Annotated in this window: 24 protein-coding genes; all 24 read right to left on the minus strand. The window is 33.1% G+C overall.

The genetic code is table 11. From position 1 onward, the window contains the following. Positions 1-2 precede the first annotated feature (2 nt). The 24 genes from hisH to RAH34_RS02145 all read right to left on the minus strand — a co-directional run bounded on the left by hisH (position 3) and on the right by RAH34_RS02145 (position 25,180). Entirely contained in the window at positions 3-617 is a 615-nt protein-coding gene (gene hisH, locus RAH34_RS02030) for an imidazole glycerol phosphate synthase subunit HisH (RefSeq protein ID WP_306594986.1), read from the minus strand. After that, complete coding sequence (locus tag RAH34_RS02035; protein WP_306594987.1) at positions 614-1,759, minus strand: N-acetyl sugar amidotransferase; 1,146 nt, start codon at positions 1,757-1,759, stop codon at positions 614-616. Before RAH34_RS02035 ends, hisH begins: the two co-directional genes overlap by 4 nt. 4 nt (positions 1,760-1,763) lie before the next feature. Continuing rightward, entirely contained in the window at positions 1,764-2,702 is a 939-nt protein-coding gene (locus tag RAH34_RS02040; RefSeq protein WP_306594988.1) for a hypothetical protein, read from the minus strand. Continuing rightward, complete coding sequence (locus RAH34_RS02045) at positions 2,683-3,873, minus strand: glycosyltransferase family 4 protein (RefSeq protein WP_306594989.1); 1,191 nt, start codon at positions 3,871-3,873, stop codon at positions 2,683-2,685. Before RAH34_RS02045 ends, RAH34_RS02040 begins: the two co-directional genes overlap by 20 nt. 118 nt (positions 3,874-3,991) lie before the next feature. Beyond that, positions 3,992-4,912 (minus strand): O-antigen ligase, encoded by a 921-nt coding sequence (locus tag RAH34_RS02050; RefSeq protein WP_162800889.1) that lies wholly within the window; start codon positions 4,910-4,912, stop codon positions 3,992-3,994. 288 nt (positions 4,913-5,200) lie between these two features. Continuing rightward, entirely contained in the window at positions 5,201-6,520 is a 1,320-nt protein-coding gene (locus tag RAH34_RS02055) for a polysaccharide deacetylase family protein (protein ID WP_306594990.1), read from the minus strand. Further along, positions 6,510-7,136: an MBL fold metallo-hydrolase gene (locus RAH34_RS02060; protein ID WP_306594991.1), complete on the minus strand. Its 627-nt coding sequence runs from the start codon at positions 7,134-7,136 to the stop codon at positions 6,510-6,512. The genes RAH34_RS02055 and RAH34_RS02060 overlap by 11 nt, the downstream gene beginning before the upstream one ends. Before the next feature lie 2 nt (positions 7,137-7,138). Further along, positions 7,139-7,882 carry an SDR family NAD(P)-dependent oxidoreductase gene (locus RAH34_RS02065; protein ID WP_114820326.1) on the minus strand — a complete coding sequence of 248 codons (744 nt, stop codon included), beginning with the start codon at positions 7,880-7,882 and terminating at the stop codon, positions 7,139-7,141. A gap of 3 nt (positions 7,883-7,885) precedes the next feature. After that, positions 7,886-8,653 (minus strand): SDR family NAD(P)-dependent oxidoreductase, encoded by a 768-nt coding sequence (locus RAH34_RS02070; protein WP_114820327.1) that lies wholly within the window; start codon positions 8,651-8,653, stop codon positions 7,886-7,888. Beyond that, positions 8,646-8,846, minus strand: a complete 201-nt coding sequence (locus RAH34_RS02075; protein ID WP_227944283.1) for an acyl carrier protein — start codon at positions 8,844-8,846, stop codon at positions 8,646-8,648. Before RAH34_RS02075 ends, RAH34_RS02070 begins: the two co-directional genes overlap by 8 nt. A gap of 36 nt (positions 8,847-8,882) precedes the next feature. Further along, positions 8,883-9,950: a 3-oxoacyl-ACP synthase III family protein gene (locus RAH34_RS02080; RefSeq protein ID WP_114820328.1), complete on the minus strand. Its 1,068-nt coding sequence runs from the start codon at positions 9,948-9,950 to the stop codon at positions 8,883-8,885. A 2-nt stretch (positions 9,951-9,952) separates the two neighbouring features. Then, the gene (locus RAH34_RS02085; RefSeq protein ID WP_306594992.1) at positions 9,953-10,183 is read right to left on the minus strand and encodes an acyl carrier protein; all 231 of its coding nucleotides are present in this window, start codon (positions 10,181-10,183) and stop codon (positions 9,953-9,955) included. Then, entirely contained in the window at positions 10,173-11,000 is an 828-nt protein-coding gene (locus tag RAH34_RS02090) for a GNAT family N-acetyltransferase (RefSeq protein ID WP_306594993.1), read from the minus strand. Before RAH34_RS02090 ends, RAH34_RS02085 begins: the two co-directional genes overlap by 11 nt. After that, complete coding sequence (locus RAH34_RS02095; protein ID WP_306594994.1) at positions 11,001-12,539, minus strand: amino acid adenylation domain-containing protein; 1,539 nt, start codon at positions 12,537-12,539, stop codon at positions 11,001-11,003. It lies immediately after the preceding gene. Positions 12,540-12,548: 9 nt separating this feature from the next. Next, positions 12,549-13,451: an AAC(3) family N-acetyltransferase gene (locus RAH34_RS02100; RefSeq protein WP_114820331.1), complete on the minus strand. Its 903-nt coding sequence runs from the start codon at positions 13,449-13,451 to the stop codon at positions 12,549-12,551. 6 nt (positions 13,452-13,457) lie between these two features. Continuing rightward, complete coding sequence (locus RAH34_RS02105; RefSeq protein ID WP_306594995.1) at positions 13,458-14,750, minus strand: lipopolysaccharide biosynthesis protein; 1,293 nt, start codon at positions 14,748-14,750, stop codon at positions 13,458-13,460. Beyond that, positions 14,737-15,747 carry a Gfo/Idh/MocA family protein gene (locus RAH34_RS02110; protein ID WP_114820471.1) on the minus strand — a complete coding sequence of 337 codons (1,011 nt, stop codon included), beginning with the start codon at positions 15,745-15,747 and terminating at the stop codon, positions 14,737-14,739. The genes RAH34_RS02105 and RAH34_RS02110 overlap by 14 nt, the downstream gene beginning before the upstream one ends. An 8-nt stretch (positions 15,748-15,755) precedes the next feature. After that, positions 15,756-16,328, minus strand: coding sequence for an acyltransferase (locus RAH34_RS02115; protein WP_306594996.1), 573 nt, complete (start codon positions 16,326-16,328; stop codon positions 15,756-15,758). 12 nt (positions 16,329-16,340) lie between these two features. Further along, on the minus strand, positions 16,341-17,465 hold the full coding sequence (locus RAH34_RS02120) for a DegT/DnrJ/EryC1/StrS aminotransferase family protein (RefSeq protein WP_306594997.1): 1,125 nt from the start codon (positions 17,463-17,465) through the stop codon (positions 16,341-16,343). 34 nt (positions 17,466-17,499) lie between these two features. Further along, positions 17,500-18,690, minus strand: coding sequence for an L-2-hydroxyglutarate oxidase (gene lhgO, locus RAH34_RS02125; RefSeq protein WP_306594998.1), 1,191 nt, complete (start codon positions 18,688-18,690; stop codon positions 17,500-17,502). Positions 18,691-18,696: 6 nt separating this feature from the next. Further along, positions 18,697-19,992: a nucleotide sugar dehydrogenase gene (locus RAH34_RS02130; RefSeq protein WP_114820336.1), complete on the minus strand. Its 1,296-nt coding sequence runs from the start codon at positions 19,990-19,992 to the stop codon at positions 18,697-18,699. Then, the gene (locus tag RAH34_RS02135; RefSeq protein WP_306594999.1) at positions 19,992-22,382 is read right to left on the minus strand and encodes a polysaccharide biosynthesis tyrosine autokinase; all 2,391 of its coding nucleotides are present in this window, start codon (positions 22,380-22,382) and stop codon (positions 19,992-19,994) included. Before RAH34_RS02135 ends, RAH34_RS02130 begins: the two co-directional genes overlap by 1 nt. An 8-nt stretch (positions 22,383-22,390) precedes the next feature. After that, positions 22,391-23,212, minus strand: coding sequence for a polysaccharide biosynthesis/export family protein (locus RAH34_RS02140; protein ID WP_306595000.1), 822 nt, complete (start codon positions 23,210-23,212; stop codon positions 22,391-22,393). Positions 23,213-23,251: 39 nt separating this feature from the next. Continuing rightward, on the minus strand, positions 23,252-25,180 hold the full coding sequence (locus RAH34_RS02145; RefSeq protein WP_114820339.1) for a nucleoside-diphosphate sugar epimerase/dehydratase: 1,929 nt from the start codon (positions 25,178-25,180) through the stop codon (positions 23,252-23,254). Between the last annotated feature and the right edge of the window lie 314 nt (positions 25,181-25,494).

The raw sequence follows: 25,494 nt of genomic DNA on the forward strand, positions 1-25,494 counted from the left end.
ATTTAAAGTTTTGCAAAGTTGTGTAGTAAAATTTCACCATAATGATGGCTTTTCTCCGGATGAAACTGTATTCCATATTTGTTCTCGTGGTGAGCTGCTGAAGCAAATTCACCTGCATAGTCTGTAACAGCCATAATATCCTCCTGATTGTTACAGTGGAAATAATAAGTATGAAGAAAATAAAAAATGGAGTTGTCTTCCAGTCCTTTAAATAATTCGATATCTTTTACCGGTTTAACATCATTCCAACCCATGTGTGGAAGTCGTGTCACCTGGTGAATTTTTGTTTCATCAAATTTTTTAACAGTAGCATCAATCCACTTTAAACCATCAAGTTTCCCTTCGTCGCTGTTATTAGCCATCATCTGCATTCCTACACAAATACCAATTACAGGAATCTTATGTCCCAAAACAAGATCATCCAGTTTATCTCTCATTCCTGAATTGTTCAATTGGGTCATGGCGTGATCAAAATGCCCTACTCCGGGAAGAATGAGTTTTTCCGCTCCTTCAAGATCTTCTTTTGTTTTCGCTATCTTCACCGGAACGTCTACCCTTTTGTATACATTAACGAAGGCATTGATATTTCCAACACCGTAATCAATAATTGTTATCATCTGAATAATCTTTTTTCAAGCCCAAGTTTTCTCATTGCCTGTGCCCCAATTCCTATGAGTGACCTTTTATTCTTATAATCGTTATAAGTCTTATTTTCACCTTCGAATAATTTCTGCAGCTCATCTGTAGTAAGGTCTAATTTATGGGCTACATATTCGAATTCTTTCTGCAAGAACTCTTCAGATAATTCTGGTCTTGAAACTCTATCCAGAGCTTCATCTCTAGTCATTTGTCCCGTAAGGATCAAGCTTGAGAAGTGTGCTCTCCTTTTTTGGTATCCAAATTTCCTAGGTAACCAATAGTCTTCAAAAAACCTTGTAAATCTTGATTCATGATGTTTATGCTGAAAGCTTTCCCATCCATATTTATCAGATAACATTTTTTCTACATCATTTTTGATATACGGAATACAATTAAGAGGCTTATATACTTGCATTCCCAAAACGTATTTATAATAAAGCTTATAGCTCATAATATCTACAATGGGAAATGTTTTAAGCTCCCTCTTACCAAATTTTTTATGAATATCCAGAATCAAGGTCTTGTCTATTCCTGGATAAGCTCCCCATTCTTCAGGTTCTCTACAACATTCCGTAGAATAGTTTCCTCCTGTAAGAACGTATTTGATTTTATTTTTTTTCGCAAATTTATATAGACCTGAGAAAAAAGCAATGTCCTGAGGCAAATCTTGATCTGCTATCTGAGATTTTAGAAATGCAACCTGAAGATCTTTCATTTCCTCCCAGTTGATTACCTCTGTGTATAGGTCCAAATTAAGCGAGTTGACTAATTTCTCAATATTACTTACGGCTCTATCTGTATTCCAGCCTGCATCTACGTGAAAGATAAGAGGTTTAAGGCCCATTATTTCTTTTGCTACATAGGCGGCATAAGAACTATCTAACCCTCCACTAAGCCCGATAATACAGTCAAAATCCCGGTTTTTACCATCTTTTTTTATTTTTTCTGCTTCCTGCTCAAGTTCTTTAAGTCCTCTTTCATCAGTATGCCAAGTTGGTAAAATACTTTCTTTATAGTTAATATAATAATCACTTTCACCTTTCTCATTAAAAACAATATTAGGATCAGAAGTATCCATAATTGTTTTCGTACATATTTGATAGGTTCTATCTTTTTCCATAATTTTATTTTTCTTTTATCATTATATCTAACATTTCTGTGATATAGTTGTCATAAAATGTGTTAAAATCCATTCTGCTTTTTGCAAATTCCTTGGTTATTTTCGGCTCATTAGTTCTATATGAGTAGTCATCAAAGTTCCATAAAATAAGTCCATCAATACTAAACCCGTTATAGCGCGTTTTCATAATTGTATTAACATAAGTTCTAAAATCACTCTCATCAATTCTTTCATTTCCTGGGCTACTATTTGATGGATGATACCGTGACATAATCAAAGGAAATACTTTTTTATTGTATGATCTCGCGATTTTAATCATCTCTCTAGTATTATCTTCTAAATAATTAACATTTTCCACATTAAAATTCAAATTATTATAAAATATATAGATTGATGGAAATAAAACATCACTTTTTATAATAATCTTCTCAATGCTTTTGTTTTTTTCATAAAATTTATCAGATCTGTCCCAATAATTTGTAAAAGGAATATAATAATATCCTATTTGAGCTTGCGGTCTTTCATTTTTTACAAATGTGAGTACATCTAAAAATAATTGTAAACTTTTTTTGAAATTTTCACTTGTAGGGGGCTCATTAATAAGATACTCGAGGTATGGAGCCTCAATATCAATGTAAGCCATTCCTGTATCATTTTTGTTAGGAAAAGAACGAGTAACCTCTTCGCGGAGCAGTTTTTCATTAAACGTAAATGGTTTGTTAGGATCCAGAAATTGAGCATCATTAATGAATTTGACCGATTCAATATGATTATCCTTCAGAAAATTTTTAAAACCACTCCCATTATTTCCTGAGCAAATAAGTACCCTAGGAGTATTTTGTGTATTCTTTTGCTGTTTATCCTGACTTTTCTTTTGCCCGGTATATTTACAAGAAGTAAGGGTTAAACTAATAAAAATTACATTAATTAGAAATTTTAACATGAGAGAGCGTTTTATTGATTAGGTGATTCCAATCCAAGTACTTGGATGAAGTTTTTAATGCCATTTCTTTTCTTAAACTTAGTTCATCTTCACCATATATGATATCTTCTATACTCTTTTTAATCTGTTCTTTATTAATATCTTCTTTCTTAAGCTCTGTAATTGCGCCAAATTCATTCAGATACTGTACCGACTGTTCCCCTACATCTCCAACAATAAGTGGTAGTCCAGAGGCTATTGCCTGTTGCCAAACAATAGACTGACTTGCAGGAAACACAGCAATATCGGAAGCTGATAGATGTTCATACACTCCCCTATTATTCAACCAGCCAATATAATGAATATTCGGGTTATTATTTGATAATGCCAGTAATTCTTTTTTATATTCCTGATTATGTTGATCTGCATCACCTACAATCAGCAAATGAAGGGTTGTGTCGTTAATTTCATTAAATGCTTTTACTAATAAATCAGTTTTCTTTGCCGGTGTAAATTTTCCACCGGTAAAAATTATAACATCTTCATCATTGATACCCAATTTGTTCCTGATTTCATCTCTAACTCCGCTCTTCTTTATTTCTGCAACCAGATCAGTATCAGCTCCTAATGGTAACAGATCCATTTCATTATGAGGAATGTTATATACTTCATTTAAGAATTTTGTACTTCCCGGAACTATTGGATAAAACTTCGAAATATGTTTACGAATAGGATCCATGTAAAAGTACTTTCTGATTACTTTATGTAGTATATTTAAAGACAACCAACCATTTGCTGAATTACTATAGTCTGCATGATAATCCATAATCATTTTAACATGTGGATTCTTTTTTTTATAATCCAACATCTCAAACATATTAGGCATAATATCATGGATATAGAGCAGATCAGGTTGTATTTCTTCCACTATTTTTTTAATGGAAGTATATTTTTTTATTTTTCCTAAAAAATTAAACTTAAAAGGTAATTTTATAATTTTTGCACCATGATCATAGATCACTTTCGCCGGCAGTGAATTATCATGCTTGTTGTTATAATAATCAAAAACATTCTCATATGTGGAAGTAATTACTGTAACTTCATGTCCATGTTTTCTGTAATATTTAACCAATAAATTTTCTTGATACTCCAAACTTTCTATATAAAGTTCACAAAGCATTAATATTTTCATTTTTTATTTGAGTTTTTAAACTTTAAAATTTTATTTCCAAATACTAAGTCATTGATGCTACCTTAACTTGGTGGTACTAATTATTATCATTTTTTTAATACAATTTTATCTATAAGCCTTATACAGAATGAATCACCTTCTTTGATGTGGAATCCATCCGGAAATTGTATTGTACAAGATATATCGAAATCCAGAATAGATTTATCCTCCAAGCGTCAAAGGACCCACTTTTCATATCTTCAAGAAAAAAAAGAAGACATATAACATATAGTACCAAAAGCTTTTTATCTTTTCTCACAATTTCCAAATTATATATAAAGAAATAGAGATAGATCGATAGATAGGCCAATCCTCCAATAAGTCCTAGTTCTATCATACTTTCAAGCAGCAAATTATGTGGATATTCAACCTGATCAATTCCTGTAAGTGCAATTCCGGAACTTCCTATTCCTGTTCCTATAAACGGATGACTGTAAAAGCTTTCCAAACCTTTGTTAATAACCATTACCCTATAAATAACACTTTCATCTTCCTGGGATGCTTTTAAAAGATTAAATCGATCAATATTTACATTTTCTATAATGAAGTCTATAATATCATGAAGATAGAATAAGATAACAAAAAAAGCTGTTGCAGCAGAAAGTACTACTTTATAATTTAGTTTAATATTTTTCAGGTTAAGAAAATAATAAACTCCTATGCAAAGAATCAAATTAAAAAAAGGTCCTCTTCCACCAAGTTGAGTCAGTAAAAATAATAAGATGATTCTGTAAATAATCAGAGGAGCGGTAACCCGCTGACTTGACATAGAAAAAATGAAACATGCTGAAAGCATGATTCCTACGGCAAGATAAGTTGGAATGCTTTCTGAATATTGTGTGACATCAAAAAATATGATAAAGGTGTACGTGAAATAGACATATAATAATACGAGTATAGCAAACCCTCCAATCACATACATAAGGTTTTTAAGTTCTTCAAAAACAATATTCTTAAATACTATAAATGGATACAAAACGGTCAAAAAATTAAGTATCATCGCAATATTCTTTTTTTCAGAATAGATGTAAGATACTGTATATAAATTTGAAACCATGAAAAGAAACATCAACAGTAAAATTAAAAGTACCTGAATATACACTTCTCTTCTAAAAATAGTAATTGATTTTATCTCAAAAACTAAAACCATTACACATAAGAAAGCTCCTAATAGAGTAATATCAATTGGAAAAGGAATCCATTTAAGGGATCCAGAAAATACGAAAATAAAATATATAAATACTTTAAAAAAGTTATAGGAAAAAACTGTTTTAAGAAAGTTTCTCATCTATTTTCTGTTTTTATTTAAAAATTCCAAATAAACATTCTTGTAAAACCCCATCTCCCTATATACATACGCGTTATGCCATAATATGATAAAATCTCCCCCTGTTCTTCGTATTCTTTGTGAAAGAAGATCTAAAGACTGTTTTGCTTCTGCAACCGAATAGTTTTTGTATGAGCTTAGAGTAACATCCATAGCAATGAGTGGTTTTTCTTTTAATTTATATGGCATATCATTCGTAAAATCATAGGGATGGAACTCATGGGATGTTCCACATTTAAAACCTTCTTCCTCAGCAAATCCCATAGTATAATCTACTTCTACTCCTTCAGCCTGCAGATTATCAAAGGTCTGTTGTCTATCAAATCTTAAATAGTGTTGCCTGGAGTGCAAGATAGGATGTCCTATTGCTTCTTTTACTCTTTCAATCTCCATTTTTAGAGTATTCCTATCTTTATAAGTATAAAATCCAGGGTGAACCCCGGCAATCATATGAGCATCTTTTATTTGATTTAAAATTGCTTTTAAATTTTTATCGCGAATATTTTGTCCAGCGTCAAATGCAGATGGATTTGCCCCCATAAAGAAAAAAATGGACTTTAGCCCATTAGCTTCCGAATCTTTAAGAAGGGTTTCTATGCCTTTAAAATAAGGATCTCTACGTTGATCTGACAGGCTCTGAAAAAAAAACTTTACTGCAATTATAACTTCTTTTATATTTTTTGATCTGAGCAGCTGTGATAGAATTGATTTTATTGATTTTACAGTTCCTGTAAATCGGTAAATATCATCAATATCATGTGTTGGAGTTATTGAAAATTGTCTGGGTTTAATTTCTAGATCAGGATATTCTTTTTTTAGAATTATCCTAATCAACATGGCATATTCATCTACTAAAGGTATTTTAATAGTATTGTACTTCTTGGCAATACTATTTTTATATAGAAATCTATCATGTTCATCTCTTTCTGCAGAGACTAGCTCATCCAAACCCGATAATAGGATAAATGATAAAGAAAGAATATCAAAATTGAAAATGATTTTTTCATTTTCTGTATGGTAAAGTATATTTTCTTTACCAATTTTAAGAATCGGGATCTTATAATAATCATCAAATGCAGAAATATCTGAAAGTTTAAGATCGCCACTAAGAAGTTTATTAAAATCTTCAGTTCCGCAAATACTGAAATTGATATTTTTACCTCTTACTTTAATTTCAATATTTGTTTCTGAAATTTCAACAATAGAAAATTCAATTTTATATCCCAGAGCAATCTCCAAGATAGTATCAATTGTATATTTTAATGCATTTTCAGTTCTCATTGAAAAAAAAATTCTCTGCTTGAATTTTTGTCATGGATTCTCCATGTCCTCCAAAAATAATTTCCACCTCATCAAGATTCAGTACTTCATGAATAGACTTTTCTGCCATTTTTTTATTACCTGAAGGTAATTTTGTTACTGTTTTTTCGCCATTTATCATCAGATCACCTACAAATATATCTTTATTGATTTTAATACTTATACAAGAATCTGAATGTCCCTGTGTAGGATAAAACTCTATTTTCGGACCATGCCAGTTAATGATACACTTTTCAGTAACAGCTATATATTTTTCAATTTTATAAGAAAACTGTTTTCCATAAAATACTGAAAGATTTTTTTTACTGTTTTGTATATATAAAAGGGACTCACTGCTTAAAATGCATATAGGATTATATCGGGATATTATATCTTCTACCCCGTATACATGATCAAAATGTCCATGAGTAATTATGCAGTATTCGATAGCAATATTTTCCTTATCAATAAAGTCATATAGTTCTTGATGATTTTGGGTACCGGGATCTATGATTATTCCATATTTCTGTTCATTAAAAATTAAGAAACAGTTTGAGTCTACAGGCCTATTTTCAAATTTTCTGATGGATATCTGCATTTTTAGGAAGATATATTTATAGAACGCCCACCGTCTACAGTCATCTGTTGTCCTGTAATCCATCTCGCATCAGCAGATAATAAATAGTTTACTGCGTCAGCAATATCTTTTGCATACCCAATTCCTAAAGGATACTGAGCTTGCATTCTGTCCATTACAGCCTCATTATCAAATATGTTTTGAGTCATTTTTGTCAGTACTGCACCTGGTAATACGGAGTTAATTCTAACCCTTGGAGCTAGCTCTACTGCCAAATTACGCATCAATCCATCCAAAGCAGACTTGGAAGCACCATAAGTACTCATAGCTTTTGCTCCGCGGTTGCTAATATTACTTGAAATAAACACTACAGAATTCAATAATGAATTATTGATTTTTTTATTAACAAGCAGTTTAATAAGTAAGTTTGCTGAGAAAACGTTTGTCGTAAAACACTCCATCATAAAATCATTATTAACCAGTTTCAATGGAATCATTTTCATAAATCCGGCACAGTGTACCAGCTTATGAACATTAATACTATTCTCATTGAGAAATTGTACAAATGTTTTTTCTGTATTTTCCAAATTACTTAGATCTAGAGCCAGAATATGCGATGTACAGCCGTCTGAAAGCTTATTTTTAAGTTCATTTAGCTTCTCTACATTTCTACCTGTAAGAACCAAATCATAGGCTTCTGATAATTTTACAGCTATCTCTTCTCCGATTCCTGCTGTAGCTCCTGTTAATAAAACTGTTTCTCTCATTTTTTATATTGCTGTGAATCCTCCGTCCACTGATAAAATTGTTCCGGTTATCCATTTGCTCATGTCTGAAGCTAAAAAAACGGCTGCATTTGCAATATCCTGTGCTTCTCCAAGCCCCATAGGATGAAGAGCATTTAATCTCTGACTATATTCATCATCAAAGATACTTGAAACGCCATCCAGCATTTCAGTTTTTATAAATCCGGGAGCAATACAGTTTACTCTTATTTTCTTTCCGGCCATTTCAATTGCTAGAGACTTGGTAATTCCATGTAATGCAGATTTGGACATTGAATATGCCACATTTGCAGATGATCCTACAATTCCGTAGACAGATGAAATAAACGTGATAGATGGATGTTCTCCTCTATGGTTTTTGACACTGCAGAATATTTTTGAAAGCTCAAGAGCCGCTAATGTATTAATTTTGAAAACTTTTTCAGCAGTTTCAGCCTTAAGTGTCTTTAATGGCTGTACACAAGGGATTCCCGCAACATTCACCAAACCGTCAAGCTTTCCTATTTCTGAAATTTTACTTTCTACGGCCTGCTTTAATCCGGTGATATCTGAAAGGTCATGTACCAACAGTAAAGAATTATTCTTACAAAGTTTCTGTGTTTCTTTAAGTCCATCTTCATTGATATCAAGTAACAACAGATTTGCCCCTAATAAAGATAGGCTAACTGCTGTTACTCTACCAATACCTGACCCGGCACCGGTGATCATTATATTTTTAGAAGAAAAATCCAGAAAACCAGTTTCTTTAAGCATTCTGTTTAGATAAAATTAAATTATATAGTCCTTCAACAGTTTTAGAATCTGTAATTTCCTGATTGACTAATGATACTCCATATTCTTCATCTGCCATAGCAATAATTGAAAGAGTAGCCAGAGAATCCCAAGCTTCAAAGCTTGTAAGGTTATCCGCAAGATTTACCTGATCTACTTCTAAAATTTCTGACATTTGTTCCAAAAAATTTTCCATATTTATATTTTAAGTTTAAACTTCTATTTGTCTACAAAAATTCATATTTCCTATATTCATAACGATAGTCCCCCAAGTAAGTCCTACTCCAAAACCTGAAAAACAAACATCCATAGTTTCTTTTTCAAGTCTTTCTCCAATATTAAATGTAGTAGTAACAGGTATTGTAACTCCACTGGAGTTGCCGTGATTTTCCACCACATTGCTTGGAAGTTTGTCTCTGCTTACGCCAATTTTATCGGCTAGTTTCTGAAGCATAAACTTATTCGGCTGATGGAATAGAAAATATTCGATTTCATCCACTTTTTTTCCTGCTTCTTCCAAAATGCGTTCTACTTGTTTAGGTACGTTTGTCTGTACAAAGTTGAAAACATTGTCTCCCTGCATAACCAGATGATTTTTACTTCTTTTGTTTCCAAAAGAGTCTTCATAAAGCTCTCCAGTTTCTGCGGTGATTGGACATCGTGCTCCACCAGCAGGGATATTAAGTGCCATTGCACCTTTTCCGTCCATTAATATTTCACCATAGATAAGGTTGTTATTTTCATCTTTTTCTACGATGGTAATAGCTGCAGCATCTCCTATAAGAGGATTACTGTTTCTATCCTGTTTTGAAACTTTTGGACTTAAAACATCGGCATTACAAAGTAAAACTTTATTAATTGAAGGATTATCCAGTAACATAAATGCTTGTTGAAGTCCAATAATAAATCCCGCGCAGCCCTGATTAATATCCATACATAAAACATGGTCTGATAAATCCAGATACTGATGCAGTAAGTTGCTCGTAGGAGGCATTATATATTCTGGAGACTGAGAAACAAATAGAATGGCATCTATCTCTTCTTTATTCAATAATCTTTTATCCAGAAGATAATCAAATCCTTTTATCACCAAATCGTAGCTGGTAATATTCTCAGATTCCACAATACGTTTTGTATTAAATCCCATCGCCATTTTCAGCTTAAGAGATTTTGCTTCTGAGAAAGAATAATTATGCATTTCATCTTCAAATTTCACAACATTTGCAGGAAGAATGCTAAGTATCCCTGATATTTTTTTATTTGATGTTTTAATTTTCATAATTATACAGCGCCATTTCTCTTTAAAACATTTTCGATAGATTCTAATGTTTCAAAGTTTTCAGGCAAAATATCTATTCCATCTATCGAGATTGAAAATTGCTCATCCAAAGTTGTCACCAAAGAAACCATATCAAAGGAATCCAATAATCCTCGGCTGATAAAATCTGTTTCCTGAGAGAAATCAAATTCTGGTCTTACACTGTTTAATATCTCAATTATTTTATTCTTCATATTTAAGTCTTTTATTTAATAGTACTATATTATACATTTCTTCTTCTACAAATCCAAAATGTTTATATCTTTTAATAGCATTTTCATTAGTATCAATTACCCAAAAGATTTCTCTCTTTACATCTTCAAATTTAGTAAAAAACACGTCCATAAGCTTGGATCCTATTTTTTTACTCCTATGATCAGGTGACACAAACCAATATCTGAGATGGGAAGTAATTCCATTCTTTTCAAAAATAATAAATCCCTGAATTTCATAATCATCTGAATAATAATAAACATCCTTTTGTTCTATCATTTTCTGAAGTTCCCTCCGGGTAGGAATCTGTTCTGCAAATTTATTAAAATATTTGTGATAAATATTTTGCAGTTCCTCTAACCTATCTTCTCCAAGCTGATAAATATTGTCTGGAAGATTGAATTGAGCCATTTCCTTTCGCATCTTATTCATCCTCATAAGTCTTGTATATTTACAAAAACCTGTGTTTGTGAACTCAGAAAGTATGCCTTTAAGATAGTCTTGGTTGCCAACAATTTCAGAAACAATCATTACATTTTCAAATTGTTTATTAATTATCTCAAGATTTTTTTTAAGATCATTAAGATCATTTGTGATAAAAAAAAATTTATAGAAGTTATCTTGTTCAATCAGGAAATATAATCCATTTTCAGAACGGTATGCAATTGTTTTTTTTCCATCAGTCAGGAAACCAAACTTTTCTTCAGACAAAAAGAAATTTGTACGAAATGTTTTACTTCTAAGTCTTATTTGATCTTCCTTAATAAGATTAAAATCAAGTGCTCCTGTTTCTTCCATTTAAGAATTGATTTGTTGATTTAAAAGTGCTCTGTCTATTTTACCGTTAGGATTTCTAGGCATTTCTGCTAGAAACTTATAAGAAGTTGGGATCATATATTTAGGAAGTACATTTAAGATTTCTTTTCTGAAGACATTAGGCTCTACTTCTGTATCATTTTCATACACCAGAACAATCTCTTTTCTCTCTCTGTTATAAACGCAACAAGCGTTTTTAACAAGCTTGAGACTGTTTACAACAATATGTTCAATTTCTCCTAATTCAATTCTGTACCCTTGGTGTTTTACAAGGGTATCTTTTCTTCCTTTAAATATTATTTCTCCTCTTTCATTTACAGAGACAATATCTCCCGTTCTGTAAATTGTTTCAGGATAATGCTTATTCAATGGATTGTTAACGAATGCTGCTGCTGTTTTTTCAGGAGCATTGTAGTATCCTAAAGCTAAGGAAGAACCTCTCACACATAATTCTCCCTCTTCGCCTTTCTCTGCTAGTTTATTTTCATCAGTAATGATTAATACATCTGTATTTCTATAAGGAAATCCTATTGGCAATGGCTCATTATCACTAAACTCTCTGTTTATGATATAATAAGTACAATCAAGTGTGATTTCTATAGGCCCATAAAGGTTAGCAAATTTCGTATGGGGCAAGGACTTGTACCAATAGTTAAATTGTTTTGTAGGGAATACTTCACCTGCAAACCAAACTAGCTTTAAAGAGGATAGGTCTATTGATTTCAAAAGATCCATATTGGCAATATTCACCATAATAGTAGGTACCCAGAATATAAAACTTATTTTCTCCTTTTCCAGTACTTCAAGGATTTTTATAGGGAATGCCGCCATATGTTCCGGAAGTACTACTATTGTACTGGAATGGGCCATCAACATACATAATTCATAACTATAAATATCAAAAATAACCGGAGAAAGAGATCCTATAATTTCATTATCTGAAAACTTAAATATTTCATTGGATATTTCAATGAAATCTATAAAGCTTCTGTGATTCAGGGCTACGCTTTTAGGTACACCTGTAGATCCTGATGTATTGATAATACAAGACATATCCGTATCAATAGATCTGTCCTCAAGTCTTAAATAAAGGTCTTGAGACTCTTTATCATGATCAAAAACCTGGTTAAAATCAATATCATCAATGATGATCAGTTTCTCTTCGGGATAAATACTTTCAATATTCTTCTTAAAAGCATTTGTTGTAATTAAATATTCAGGTTCAACAAGATTTAAAATTGCGGAAACTCTTTGCAAAGGACTTTTAACATCCAGATTTAAATAGGCATTTCCAGAAAACATAATCCCAAGATCTGCTGTTACGCAGTGGATGGATTTGGGTAAATAAACTGCCACCGGCTTGTTTAAAATATCTTTTTTTGCCAGCAATAGCATTGCCAGAATAGTAGTTCTTTTATAAAGATTTTCAAAGCTGATTTTATCTTCATTTTCTACGACAGCTGTTTTATCAGGGAATCGTTTTGATGTGTTGATAAAATATTCAATCAGATTTTTTTTCATACGTAATATTTATTTGCTAAATGTATATTTTTTTGGATCCGGATCTGTATAAACCACAATTCCTTTTTTGCCTAATTCAATAACACGATGAACAACATATTCAGCATCAAACATTGTGATATTGAGATTTGAAAGCTTTTCTATTTTATATTTACCCGGGTCAAAATATTTTTTTACAACTCCCCAATGTGATTTTTCGGTAAAACTATAATAAAAGTCATCTTCTTTAGTCAGATAATTTTTAGTGATGATTTCTCCATTCTCTTTTTTAATATTGATCTTTGCATTTTTTTTAAAAAACAGATCAAAATATTCATACTTTCTCCTTAAAATACTGTCTGCACAATGCATTATAGTTCCCACATGATGTTTTCCTAATCCTAATGAAAACACTTTTGCCTTTACATCAGCAAGTTTATAATAAGGAGAATTTTCATCCCAAGAAGATTCAGAATACACATGAGATTCTGTCAAATATTTGGCTAATTTTCCAAATGCAGCTACAGAGTGGTAATCAAGGCTTCTTTCTATTTTTTTATAATTTCTGAAAACTTCTGGCAATAAACCGGCTAACGTGGGGGTTGTTTTAATACTAAACGTTCCTCCTTTCTTTCTTATTAATGGATATGACGGCATTAAAAGAGTTCCCTCTTCACCAATTAAATCCAGCACCATATCAATAAAGGTTTCGGGAGTACCTTCATAATTATAAAATTCATCCCAAGAACTATGAATAAAAATTACATTTCCTTTTTGTACACCCATTTTCCGGAATTTCTCAGCTAATTCTTCAGAGGTAATTTTTTTTCGATAAACTTGTTTATCGAACTTCCTTTTATATTTATTTCTTAGATGAGTTAATGATCTTACTTTCAGTCTATTCCTCAGAAGATCGAAAATTTTTCTTTTCATTGTTGTCTAAACTTTTCCAATTGCAAGTCTATACGTCATTATCATTTGAATTAAATACGTAATACTTCTTCCAACAGACAATAGTAATAGTGTATAAACGACATCACCTTTAAATAAGATATACCCTAACCCTAATGATGCTACAGTAAAAATAAGAAATAACATCTGCCATAAAAAATCAAATTTTTGTTTTTCTGCAATTACAAATAGCCATCCTGTAGGCATTGTTATAAAACTCAGCAGATACATTACACATAATATCTGCGCAAATATCCCGGAATCTTTCCATTGGCTGCCAAAGAAAAACGCAAAAAGATCCGGAGCAAAAATAAAAAGAATGATGAATGGTGGTAAAGCACAGGCTATTAACAATAATGTTGTTTTTTTATATATTCCGGAACACTCACCATTATTTCTATAATCCTCAGCGGCTTTCTGTTTAAATACATCTTTTACAGCATTTCCAATAAATGATAGCGGAACGCCCAAAAACCGGTCAGTAAGTGCATAAAATCCCACTACTTTAAACCCAAATTGAGATGTTAGATAAAAAATAACAATTTGGACAGATAATGTATTAATCAACTGGCCTGGTATATTAAATTTAGCAAAATTAATATACTTGAAAAAGAGTTTCTTCATCACTCTTTTGTCAATATTTCTGAAACTCGCTTTGTCTTTTTTTAAAACAATATAAAATCCCGAAACAACTGACAATACCTGTCCAAAAATCTGTCCTTTAATAAGTCCAAGACTTAAAATATTTATTTGAGGAAGTAATGCTGAAATTCCCGCAATAGAGGAGTTATTAATAATTTTATTCTTAATAAGATTCTGAAAATATTTCTTCCTTACAAACCATTCATTTAACAGGTTAAATGCTGAAAATAACAATCCTGCCAAAGGAATGTATACCAAAAAATTATTATGGCTTTCAAAATTGAAAGCCTTATAAATAAATGTATCAAACAAATAAATAATTACAGAACTCAACGCAAAAAAGAAAACGCCTATTCCTAAACACAGCACTATTAAATTAGCTGCAACTGAGTCTTTTTTCGGAAGAATAACAGCCATTTCATATTTAAGCATCATAAATACCAATAAAAATGAAAGTACCGCTGAAAAATTAGAAAATACCCCAAAGTCTTCTGGAGTATAGATTCTGGTTAGGAGAAACGAAAAAAGAATAGGTATTAATTGTGCAAAGAAAGAACCTCCGATCATCACCAAGAGGTTTTTCCTGAAATCACTGCTAAGCATTTCTTTAAGCCGAAGAATAATATTATTTATTGGCATAAATTCTTTCGATAATATCTACTACTTTCAACCCTTCCAAAGCATTGGTTGTAATGGTATTTCTTCCTTTTAATACGTCTACTACATTTTCAATAATATAGTGATGATTAGCTGCAGAACCTTTATATGCGCCATAGTCATTTCCTGGATTGGTAGGAGGAAGTTCCGGCATCACATAATCTTTCACATTGCACACCTCAACTTTATCCATATATTGCCCTCCAATTTTTATTGCACCGTTCTCTGCAATAATTGTCATTGAACTTTCAAGGTTTTGATTCCATACTGAAGTAGAATAGTTTAATGCTCCCATCCCACCGTTTACGAAATCGAAACTAATAAATCCTGAGTCTTCAAAATCTGTAAGAGTCTGGTGATTAAAATCAGCAAATTTTGCCTGTATATTGGTAATATCACCGAACAGCCAGTACATAATATCTATAAAATGAGAAAACTGTGTAAATAATGTTCCACCATCCAGATCTTTCTTTCCGTGCCATGATTCCGGCTTATAGTATCTGTCATCACGATTCCAGTAGCAATTAAGCTGAACCATGTATACTTCACCCAATTTTCCGCTTTCTACCATTTCTTTAACCCAGGCAGAGGGTGGAGAATAACGGTTTTGCATTACCGCAAAAACCTGTTTGTGTTTGTGCAGAGCTTGAAAAATAAGTTTTTCTGCATCTTGCTTATTCAAAGTCAATGGTTTTTCCACAACAATATGCTTTCCGGCATCAATGGCTTTATAAGATTGTTCAAAGTGGAATCCGTTGGGAGTAGCAATATTGATAACATCTGCTTCTATTCCTGCTTTCAAAAATTCATCTAATGATGTAAAGAAAGGAACATCATAACTTTCAATTCCTAAAGAAGATTTATCTTTTATATCTATAAGAGCTACAAGCTCACATTCAGAATTTCTTGTGATCATCTCAGCATGTCTCTTGCCGATATGCCCGCAGCCCACTACTGCAAATTTTATCTTTTCACTCATTTGCATATTTAAATTTTTGAAACTTTATTATTTTCTAATCTGTATTTTTCTCCACTTTCTTCACAAACTGCAATATTGTCTGCGTCAAACTGAAGTTTATGTCCGAATTCGCTCATCCAGCCCATTTGTCTGGCAGGGTTTCCCACTACCAATGCATAATCCGGAACTTCTTTTGTAACCACAGCTCCTGCACCGATAAAAGCGTACTGACCTATATTATGCCCGCAAACAATCGTTGCATTAGCTCCGATGGAGGCCCCTTTTCCAACGTGTGTTTTCAGATATTCATTCTTTCTGTTTACTGCACTTCTTGGGTTTATTACATTGGTAAAAACCATTGAAGGTCCTAAAAAGACATCATCATCACATGTTACTCCTTCATAGATAGAAACATTATTCTGAACTTTCACATTTTTTCCTAAAATTACTTTAGGGGAAATAACAACATTCTGTCCAATATTGCATTTTTCACCCAAAATGCAACCTGTCATGAGATGCGAAAAATGCCAAATTCGGGTTCCGTTTCCTATTTGACATCCTTCGTCAATAACGGCTGTTTCATGTGCAAAAAAATCCGACATATCTGGTTTATATTATTTAAAATAATTCTTAATTTCTTTAATTATAATATCCTGTACTTCCTGGTCAAATTCAGTATGTATTGGAAGAGAGATAACTTCTTGGCAAAGCTGCTCCGTAACCGGAAGACTAAAATCATCTTCTACATATTGAAGAAAAGCTTCCTGTTTATACAGGGGCAAAGGATAATAGATCATGCTTGGGATATTCTTATCTGCCAAATATTTTTGTAATTCATCTCTTTTTCCATTTTTCACTCTCAGGGTGTACTGATGAAATACATGCGTAGAATTCCCGGCTCTCTCAGGAGTCTGAATTTCAGCAATACCCGCAAGATTTTTATCATAATAATCTGCCATTCTGTTTCGTGCGGCTGAATATGTATCCAAGTGCTTAAGCTTAACTTTTAATACAGCTGCCTGAATGGTATCCAATCTTGAATTACAACCTAAAACTTTATGATAGTACTTTTTTTCCTGGCCATGGTTGGCAATCATTCTGATTTTAAACGCTAATTCATCATCATTGGTCATCAAAGCACCTCCATCACCATAGCATCCCAGATTTTTTGACGGAAAAAAAGAAGTACATCCAATATGCCCAATAGTTCCTGTTTTTTTAACGGTTCCATCTGAAAACGTATAATCAGAGCCAATTGCCTGAGCATTATCTTCTATAACAAAAAGGTTGTGTTTTTCTGCAAATTTAAGAATTTGTTCCATATCAGCACTTTGGCCATATAAATGAACAGGAACAACCGCTTTGGTATTAGGGGTAAGGTATTTCTCAAGACCATCAAGCTGTATATCAAAAGTATCCTCGTTTACATCTACCATTACAGGTTTTAACCCCAAAAGACCAATAACTTCTGCAGTCGCTACATAAGTGAAAGCAGGGCATATTATTTCGTCACCTGGCTGCAGATTAAGGGCCATCATGGCAATTTGAAGAGCATCTGTTCCGTTGGCACATGGAATAACATGCTTTACTCCCAGATATTCTTCAAAATCGTGTTGAAATTCTTTTACAGCAGGGCCATTAATAAATGCTGTATTGTCTATGCATTCCTGAATACCAGCATCTATGTCTTCTTTTATTTTCAGGTATTGACCTTTAAGATCAACCATTTGAATTTTCATATTTTTAGTTTTTTGAGTGCATATAGTAGTGCATTTAATTCATGATAAGTTCACTTATCTTCTTTCCGATAGAAAGACATGAAGTGGCTGCAGGAGAGGGAGCATTTCTAACATGAATAATGTTTCCGTTTTTCACGATGTCAAAATCATCAATCAACCCTCCATTTCTGTCGCAAGCCTGGGCTCTTACTCCTGAACCACCTGCCACAAGATCACTCTCCTGTATTTCCGGTAAAAGTTTTTGAAGCGCCTTAGTAAAAGCAGATTTGGAAAGTGAACGGTGCATTTCTCCCATTCCGGTTTTTCCATATTTTGCTACAATTTTTCTAAATCCAGGCCATAGCATGGTTTGCATGGTTTCGTTGAAATTGAAATCGAAAAAGTGGTATCCTTCCTTTTTGAAAGCCAGAACTGCGTTGGGACCAGCCTCTATATTACCGTCAATCATTCTGGTAAAGTGAACTCCAAGAAAAGGAAAATTAGGGTCAGGTACCGGATAAATAAGATGTTTTACCAGGTATTTTTTTTCATCCTTTATTTTATAGTATTCTCCTCTGAACGGAATAATGACCACATCATTTTGTTCGTTGGTCATTTTTGTTATTTTGTCGGAGTATAATCCGGCACAGGAGATTAATTTGTTGGTTTTAAATTCGGAAATATTGGTAGTGACAATAATTTCAGATCCTTTATTAATGATGTTTTTTACTTCATTATTAAATCTTACTTCACCTCCTGATTCTTCAAAAAGTTCTTTTATTTTTTGGGCTATTCCCGGATAATCAATGATTCCTGTCTGTGGAACTTTAATTGCTTTTACGCCTTCACAATGAGGTTCAATTTCACGGAATTCTTCTCTGGAAAGATATTTTAAATCCTGAAGTCCGTTTTCAACTCCTCTTTTATAGATATTATCCAAAAGGGGTAATTCTTCCTGCGAAGTAGCTACAATGATCTTCCCGCAAAGGTCATATCGTATGCCATGTTTCTCAGCAAAGTTGATAACGGAATTATAGCCTTCGATACAGTTTTTAGCTTTAAGGCTTCCAGGCTTGTAGTAAATCCCGCTATGAATTACTCCACTGTTATGCCCAGATTGATGCAATGCTACATCATTTTCTTTTTCCAAAATCAGAATCTTAGAATCAGGATTTTTCAGTAGAGTCTGATAGGCTGTAGCCAATCCTACCAAACCTGCACCAATGATGATGATATCATAGTTCATGATCAGTTATAATCTTGCATCTACCAGACTTCTGTCTAAACATGCTTTGGTATCGAAAACCACAGCATTCTCTTTTTTAAGCTGATCCAGATCTATTTCCAGAAACTCATTATGAGAGACCGCAATGACTAAAGAATCATACTTTTTGCCTTCCTGAAGGGCATCCAGAATATCAATTCCATATTCGTGCTTTACTTCTTCTTTGCTTGCCCATGGATCATAAATATCAACATTTACTCCGAAATCAGCAAGTTCTTTATAGATATCTACAACTTTAGTATTTCTGACATCCGGACAGTTTTCTTTGAACGTAACTCCTAAAATCAGGGCATTAGAATTTTTAATAACCCCGCCTTTTGCGATAAGAAGCTTCACTACTTTAGCAGCCACAAACTTTGCAATAGAATCGTTTACACGTCTTCCTGATAAGATAACATCGGGATGATATCCCAGTTGTTCTGCTTTGTGTGCAAGGTAATAAGGATCTACAGAGATACAATGTCCTCCTACTAATCCTGGTTTATATTTAAGGAAATTATACTTTGTTCCAGCTGCTTCCAATACATCATTAGTATCGATACCTACTCTATCAAAAATTAATGCCAATTCGTTCACAAAAGAAATGTTAACATCTCTTTGTGCATTTTCAATAGCTTTTGAGGCTTCTGCAACTTTAATACTGGGTGCTTTGTGAGTTCCAGCAGTAATAATTTTTTTATATAATTGATCTACTTGTTCAGCAATCTCTTCTGTAGACCCAGAAGTTACTTTTTTAACACTTGTAAGTGTATTTACTTTATCTCCCGGATTAATTCTTTCCGGAGAATATCCTACAAAAAAGTCTTCGTTAAACGTAAGTCCTGAATATTTTTCAAGAACTGGTACGCACTCTTCTTCTGTACATCCTGGAAAAACTGTAGATTCATAAATGATAATATCTCCTTTTTTAATAATTTCTCCCAGCATTTTTGAAGCAGAAATCAATGGATTCAAATCCGGAGCATTATATTTATCAATGGGAGTAGGAACTGTTACAATGAAAACATTAGCTTCTGCAATATCAGATAACAGGCTTGTTGCTTTATAGCCTAAAGAACCATTGGATTCGTTATATTTTTTCAGTCCGTTATTTAATTTATCAACATCAGCTTCAAGCGTTATATCTTTTCCGTTATTAAGCTGATCAACACGCTGTGTATTGATATCAAATCCAAAAACGGGATAATGATCTGCAAATTCAAGAGAGAGAGGAAGCCCTACATAACCCTGGCCTATAACCGCTATTTTATATGTTGTTGTCATTAACTAAGTTTATTTTTTATTTTTTGAAACCAAGATTGTTCTGTATGCTGGTTATAGCCATAACCATATTTATTACTGTATCCTAAATTTTCCCTGCTTACATCATTAAGCACAAATCCGACATTTCTGATTTTTTTCTGGTCAATATTACGGTTGGCAAATTCCAGCAACGCCTTTTCTGTGTACTTGGATCTGGAAACGTAAATGGTTACATCAGAAAGTTCAGCAATAAGGAAAGTATCAGTTACAAGAAGCAATGGTGCTGTGTCCAGAATAATATATTCGTATTTTTCCTTCAATTCTGTTAAAAGAATCTCATAACGCCCGTTAGACAGCAATTCTGTTGGGTTTGGCGGAATCATTCCTGAATAAATTACATCAAGATAGGGGTTAAAAGATGATACATGAATAATATCTTCAAGTTTAGTCTCGTCATTGTAAAGATACTCCGTAAGCCCGGCAAGTCCTTTTCTGGCAGGATTATACCTTTGAAGCTGGGGATTTCTGATATCAGATCCGATAATAATTGCTTTTTTCTTGGGATTGGCCAATGTCAAAGCCAAGTTGACAGATGTGAATGTTTTTCCTTCTCCTTTTACTGTTGAAGTAACAAATACTACTTTTCCCTTTTTCTCTTTTGAAAGCATGAAATTCATATTGGTAATAAGAATTCTGAATGCTTCTGCCATGGGAGTAATATCATTCATTTTAACAATTTCAGAATCTCCTTTTTCAAGACTTGGCAGTTCTCCAATAATAGGTGCATGCACTAGCTTTTCTAAATCATGTTTCGTAACAACCTTATTATTGAAAAGCATTCTTAAGTAAATGATAACAAAAGGAACTAGTAATCCCACCACCAAATAAACAATCAGAATGATATTCTTTTTGGGTGCAATAGGGTTTGCGGATGCATATGCCGTATCTATTATTCTCGCTTTGGGAGCAGTAATAGATTCAGCAATTGCTGTTTCTTCTCTTTTTTGAAGCAACAGCAAGTATAAATTTTCCTTGATCTGTTGTTGTCTTTCAATACTTCTGAACATTTTCTCAATAGAAGGCAGCTTAGATATCTTATCTGAAACTTTATTCTGCTCACCAAGATATTCATTTCTTGCCAGCTCAAGACCTATTCTGTTTCTCTGCAAACTCTGCTCAATAGACTGGCGCATTGTGTTGATCTGTTTGGTGATATCCACCACTGTTGGATTTTCTACAGTTGCAGACTCTAAAAACCTGTTTCTCTGAAGAATAAGCTGATTATATGTAGAAATTCCTGCAATGGCTTCAGGATTCTTTAGTCCTACATTGGAAGGTAAAGCCTGATACTGTCCCTGTCTGTTTACAAAACTGATCAAAGCATTAGTAAGTTCCAGCTGTGCGTCTACATCAAGCTGTTTTGCTCTTGCAGCTGCAGAACTTTCCAGACTTATTTTTGCCTCTGTTTCAAGATCAGTAAGGTTATTTTTGGATTTAAATATTTCTTTTTGACTTTCTACATCTCCCAGCTCTCCTGTAAGTCTTTTAATTCTGTCTTCAATAAAGTCCAGTGTTTTCTTAGATTCCGAATTTTTATCTAAAATGGCATCATTGTTATATGCTAAAACCAAAGCATTAAGTATGTCTTGCGCTTTTGTGATCTGTGGATAGTTCATATCCAGTTTCAATACGGTAGCATCTTTATTAATTAAGCTTACCGCCAGCGTATTCTGCAGCATGTTTACTTTAGCATCTACTGTTGAAATGTAAAGTTCAAGATCGTTCAGATTTATCTCTTTTAAAGCAGCCGGATTATACTTATTATTTTTAGTAATAATAATATTGGCAAAAGGAAGTCCTATGGTCTTACCAAAACCGGTAACAATTTCTTTTTGTGGCTTATCTGTACTTACAATAAGTTTCTCCCCTTTTATTTTTAGCAGAACAGGAGTAGAAATTTCATCTGGTTTTTCATTAATTACCCTTACTTCAATTGGCGAGGTATCTTTATAAAGTTCAATTTTTCTAAGTTTGGACTTTGCGAAAATATCGGTCTGAAGGTTTTTATTAATGACAACTTCTTTCATTAATCTTTTTGACTTCAGCATCTCAATTTCATTAGCAATACTGTTTGTTTTCAGCCCACCTAAATTTGAAAAGTCTGGTAAAACACCCAAGTCATTATTTATGGGAGACGAGGAGTTTTTAGCATCTTTTACAAGTACTGTTGTCTGTACATTGTAAACAGGAGTCATAAACTTCAATGCAATATAGCCGATTACCAAAGCAATAAAGGCACTCAGAGCAAACCACGGCCATTTTCTTAAATAGGGCTTTACTATTTCATTAATATCAATATTCCTTGAACTATTTTCTACTTCTAAAGGTGCTGAAGACTGTTGGGTGTTCATTAATTTTTTTATTTCTTAAATAAACTTATTACTACTGCTATTGCTGTGATAGCTATAGAAGCTGCCGTAAGGTAAAGAGTTGTATTGGGATTCTGTTTTGCTAAAACATCTTTGGTATTGCTTGAGGAAACAATAATGGCATCTCCTTGTTTCAGATTGTAATAAGGAGAATTAATAAGATTGGCATCCCGAATATTAATACGGCCATGAGAAACAACACCATTTTCTGTTCTGATTACCAATATGTCTTCTCTTTTCCCATATTGCGTCAGGTCACCAGCCATACCTAATGCATTTAAAATAGTTGCCTGCCCGCTTGCTATAGTATAGTCTCCCTGTCTGCTGACTTCTCCAAGTACTGTAACTTTAAAATTCGAGAGCCTGATATTAATTGTTGGGTTAATAACATATCTCGTCATTTTTTCTCTAAGTTCATCTTTAAAAGCAGTCAAACTTTTCTCTGAAGTATTGAGTTTTCCTAATATCGGAAAGTCAATATCTCCATTTGCATCTACGATATAAGTTGGTCCTGAAAGTACTGTTGATCCCTGATTAGGAGTATTTCCGCCGGCCAATGCATTTGTCTGGATAAGTTCTGAGGAAGAATAATTCTGATTAAAAGGTTTTACAACATCCATATCCTTGGCAGTGATCAGAATCACCAACTGATCCCCCACCTGGATTGTATTTGCTGAATTTTTAGCAGAGGCATTGATTGCAACCTGTTCTATATTCTGCATATAATTTAAATCATTCTTAGCATTAGGATTAACTTTACAGGAAATCACTAATGAAGATGCCAAAACTACTGCTAATATTTTTCCTTTCATTATCTTGTTAAATTATGCAAATATACATTTATATTTATTCTATTTATCCAGGGCCTCATAAATTGAATTATTACTTCGGAATTCAGGCACTATTGTTTTAAGAATCCTTACAACTTCCACCTTATCTCTTCTCAGCGAAGCTTTAGTAATTTGCTTGGTAAGTGTATCTATTTCTTCAAATCCCATAGAAGGGTCTTTAGAAATCATAATTTTGTCATTATGAGTAGGAAGTGTTTTTGCGTCATCACTTAAGAGTTCTTCATATAACTTTTCCCCAGGTCTCAGTCCTGTATAAATAATCTTAATATCAATGTTAGGTTCGAATCCTGATAATTTTATCATTCTTTTGGCAAGATCAATAATTTTAACGGGTTCCCCCATATCAAAAACAAAAATTTCACCTCCTTCGCCCATTGTTCCTGCCTGAAGTACCAGTTCGCAAGCCTCAGGAATTGTCATGAAATATCGTACAATTTCCGGATGGGTTATGGTGACCGGTCCTCCGGCTTCAATCTGCTTTTTAAAATGAGGTATTACAGAACCGTTAGATCCCAGTACATTTCCAAATCTTGTTGTAATAAATTTGGTAACGTTACCTTCCACATTCTGAAGCGATTGTACAAAAAGCTCAGCAGCACGTTTTGAAGCTCCCATTACATTGGTTGGATTTACAGCTTTATCTGTAGATACCATTACGAACCTGTTTACTTTATACTTGCTGGATAGTTTTGCAACAATCTTAGAACCTAATATATTAACAAAGATAGCTTCATGAGGGTTTTCCTCTACTAAAGGTACATGCTTATAAGCCGCAGCATGATACACCATTGAGAAGTTATAGGTCTGGAACAGAGATTCCATCCTATGATGATTGGAAACGTCTCCTAAAACAAATTTGAAAGCGATATGAGGGAACTTCTCTCTCATTTCAAGTTCAATTTCATAAAGCGGAGTTTCTGCCTGGTCTAAAACTACAATTAATGAAGGATTGAAAAGAGCCACCTGTCTTACAATTTCGCTACCTATGGATCCTGCCCCACCGGTTACTAATACTGTTTTATCAAAGTGTCTGCTTTTAACTTTTTCGTTCTGAATTTTGATAGGCTTTCTGTTTAACAGGTCTTCAATTTGAAGGTTTCTGATAGATCCACCCAGATCACTGTCTCTAAGCTTTTGCACAGATGGCGCTTTAAAGACGTTAAGATCTTTCTCTAAAAATAGATTCACCCATGAATTCATTTCATCTCTGGCCATCATTTCTTTAACAACAAGAACGCCATCAATAATAAGATCTTCTTTGGTATTTTGTTCTATTTTTTCTTTTTCATAAATGGGTTTTCCCAGCAGCGAAGCTCTTTTGGAATCTGTTCTTTGTGTCAAAAATCCTACTACCTGATAGGGAAGACTTGGATTATCAAGAATAGCACGGGCAATGGCAATAGACTGTTCATCAATTCCCAATACCAGAATTCTTTTTTTAAGTGCACTTCTTCGGTATTCTCTTACAATATGAAAAAACTCTTTCACATAAAGTCTGAAAAGAAATAATCCCATAAATGAAATTACAAAATAAAGCATCAGATACGGAGTAAGAATAAACTTACTTCCTGTAATCCAGAAATAGCAGATATTGATGGTTCCGATCGCCAGCATTGTGCAAAAACAGGAAATCAGAAGCTTAAATAAGTCTATAAATGTAGAATGGCGGATAATCCCGGCATAAGTCTTGAAGGCATACATAAAAGCAGCGTTCACCAGAATAATAAAAGCGAAAATAAGGCTTTTATCATCGTGATAAATAAATTCCTGCTTGGTAATTTTTGCGATAATGTAAGTAGAAAGAAATAAAGATATTACAAGAATAATAATGTCTATTACAAGAATTATCCATCTAGGAAGATATCTTACGTCTGAGAGATTGACAACATTATCCCCTCCAAATATTGTTTTTCTAAGAGAATTGTACATTGTCTGTATTGGTGTTCATATTTAATTAAGTATAATATCTAATTATCCAATCAAAGATAATTTTGATACAATCATGCAAAAATAAATAAATTTATTTCAATATGCTGAAATCAAAAATAAATTTGATGTTATATTTATAAAATCTAACAATTTTATTGTGGTACAGCTAAACCGAGAGACAAAAATCATACCATACAATCTGTTGATGAAGGTGATATTTATCTTCAAAAATTCTTTATTTCAGCTGTTTTTTCTTCAAAAGAAGTATTAAATCTTTATGTATCAATCTTTTTCAATGAACCGGTTGTTTTTTT

This window comes from Chryseobacterium sp. WLY505 (assembly GCF_030846215.1).
Lineage (GTDB): Bacteria > Bacteroidota > Bacteroidia > Flavobacteriales > Weeksellaceae > Chryseobacterium.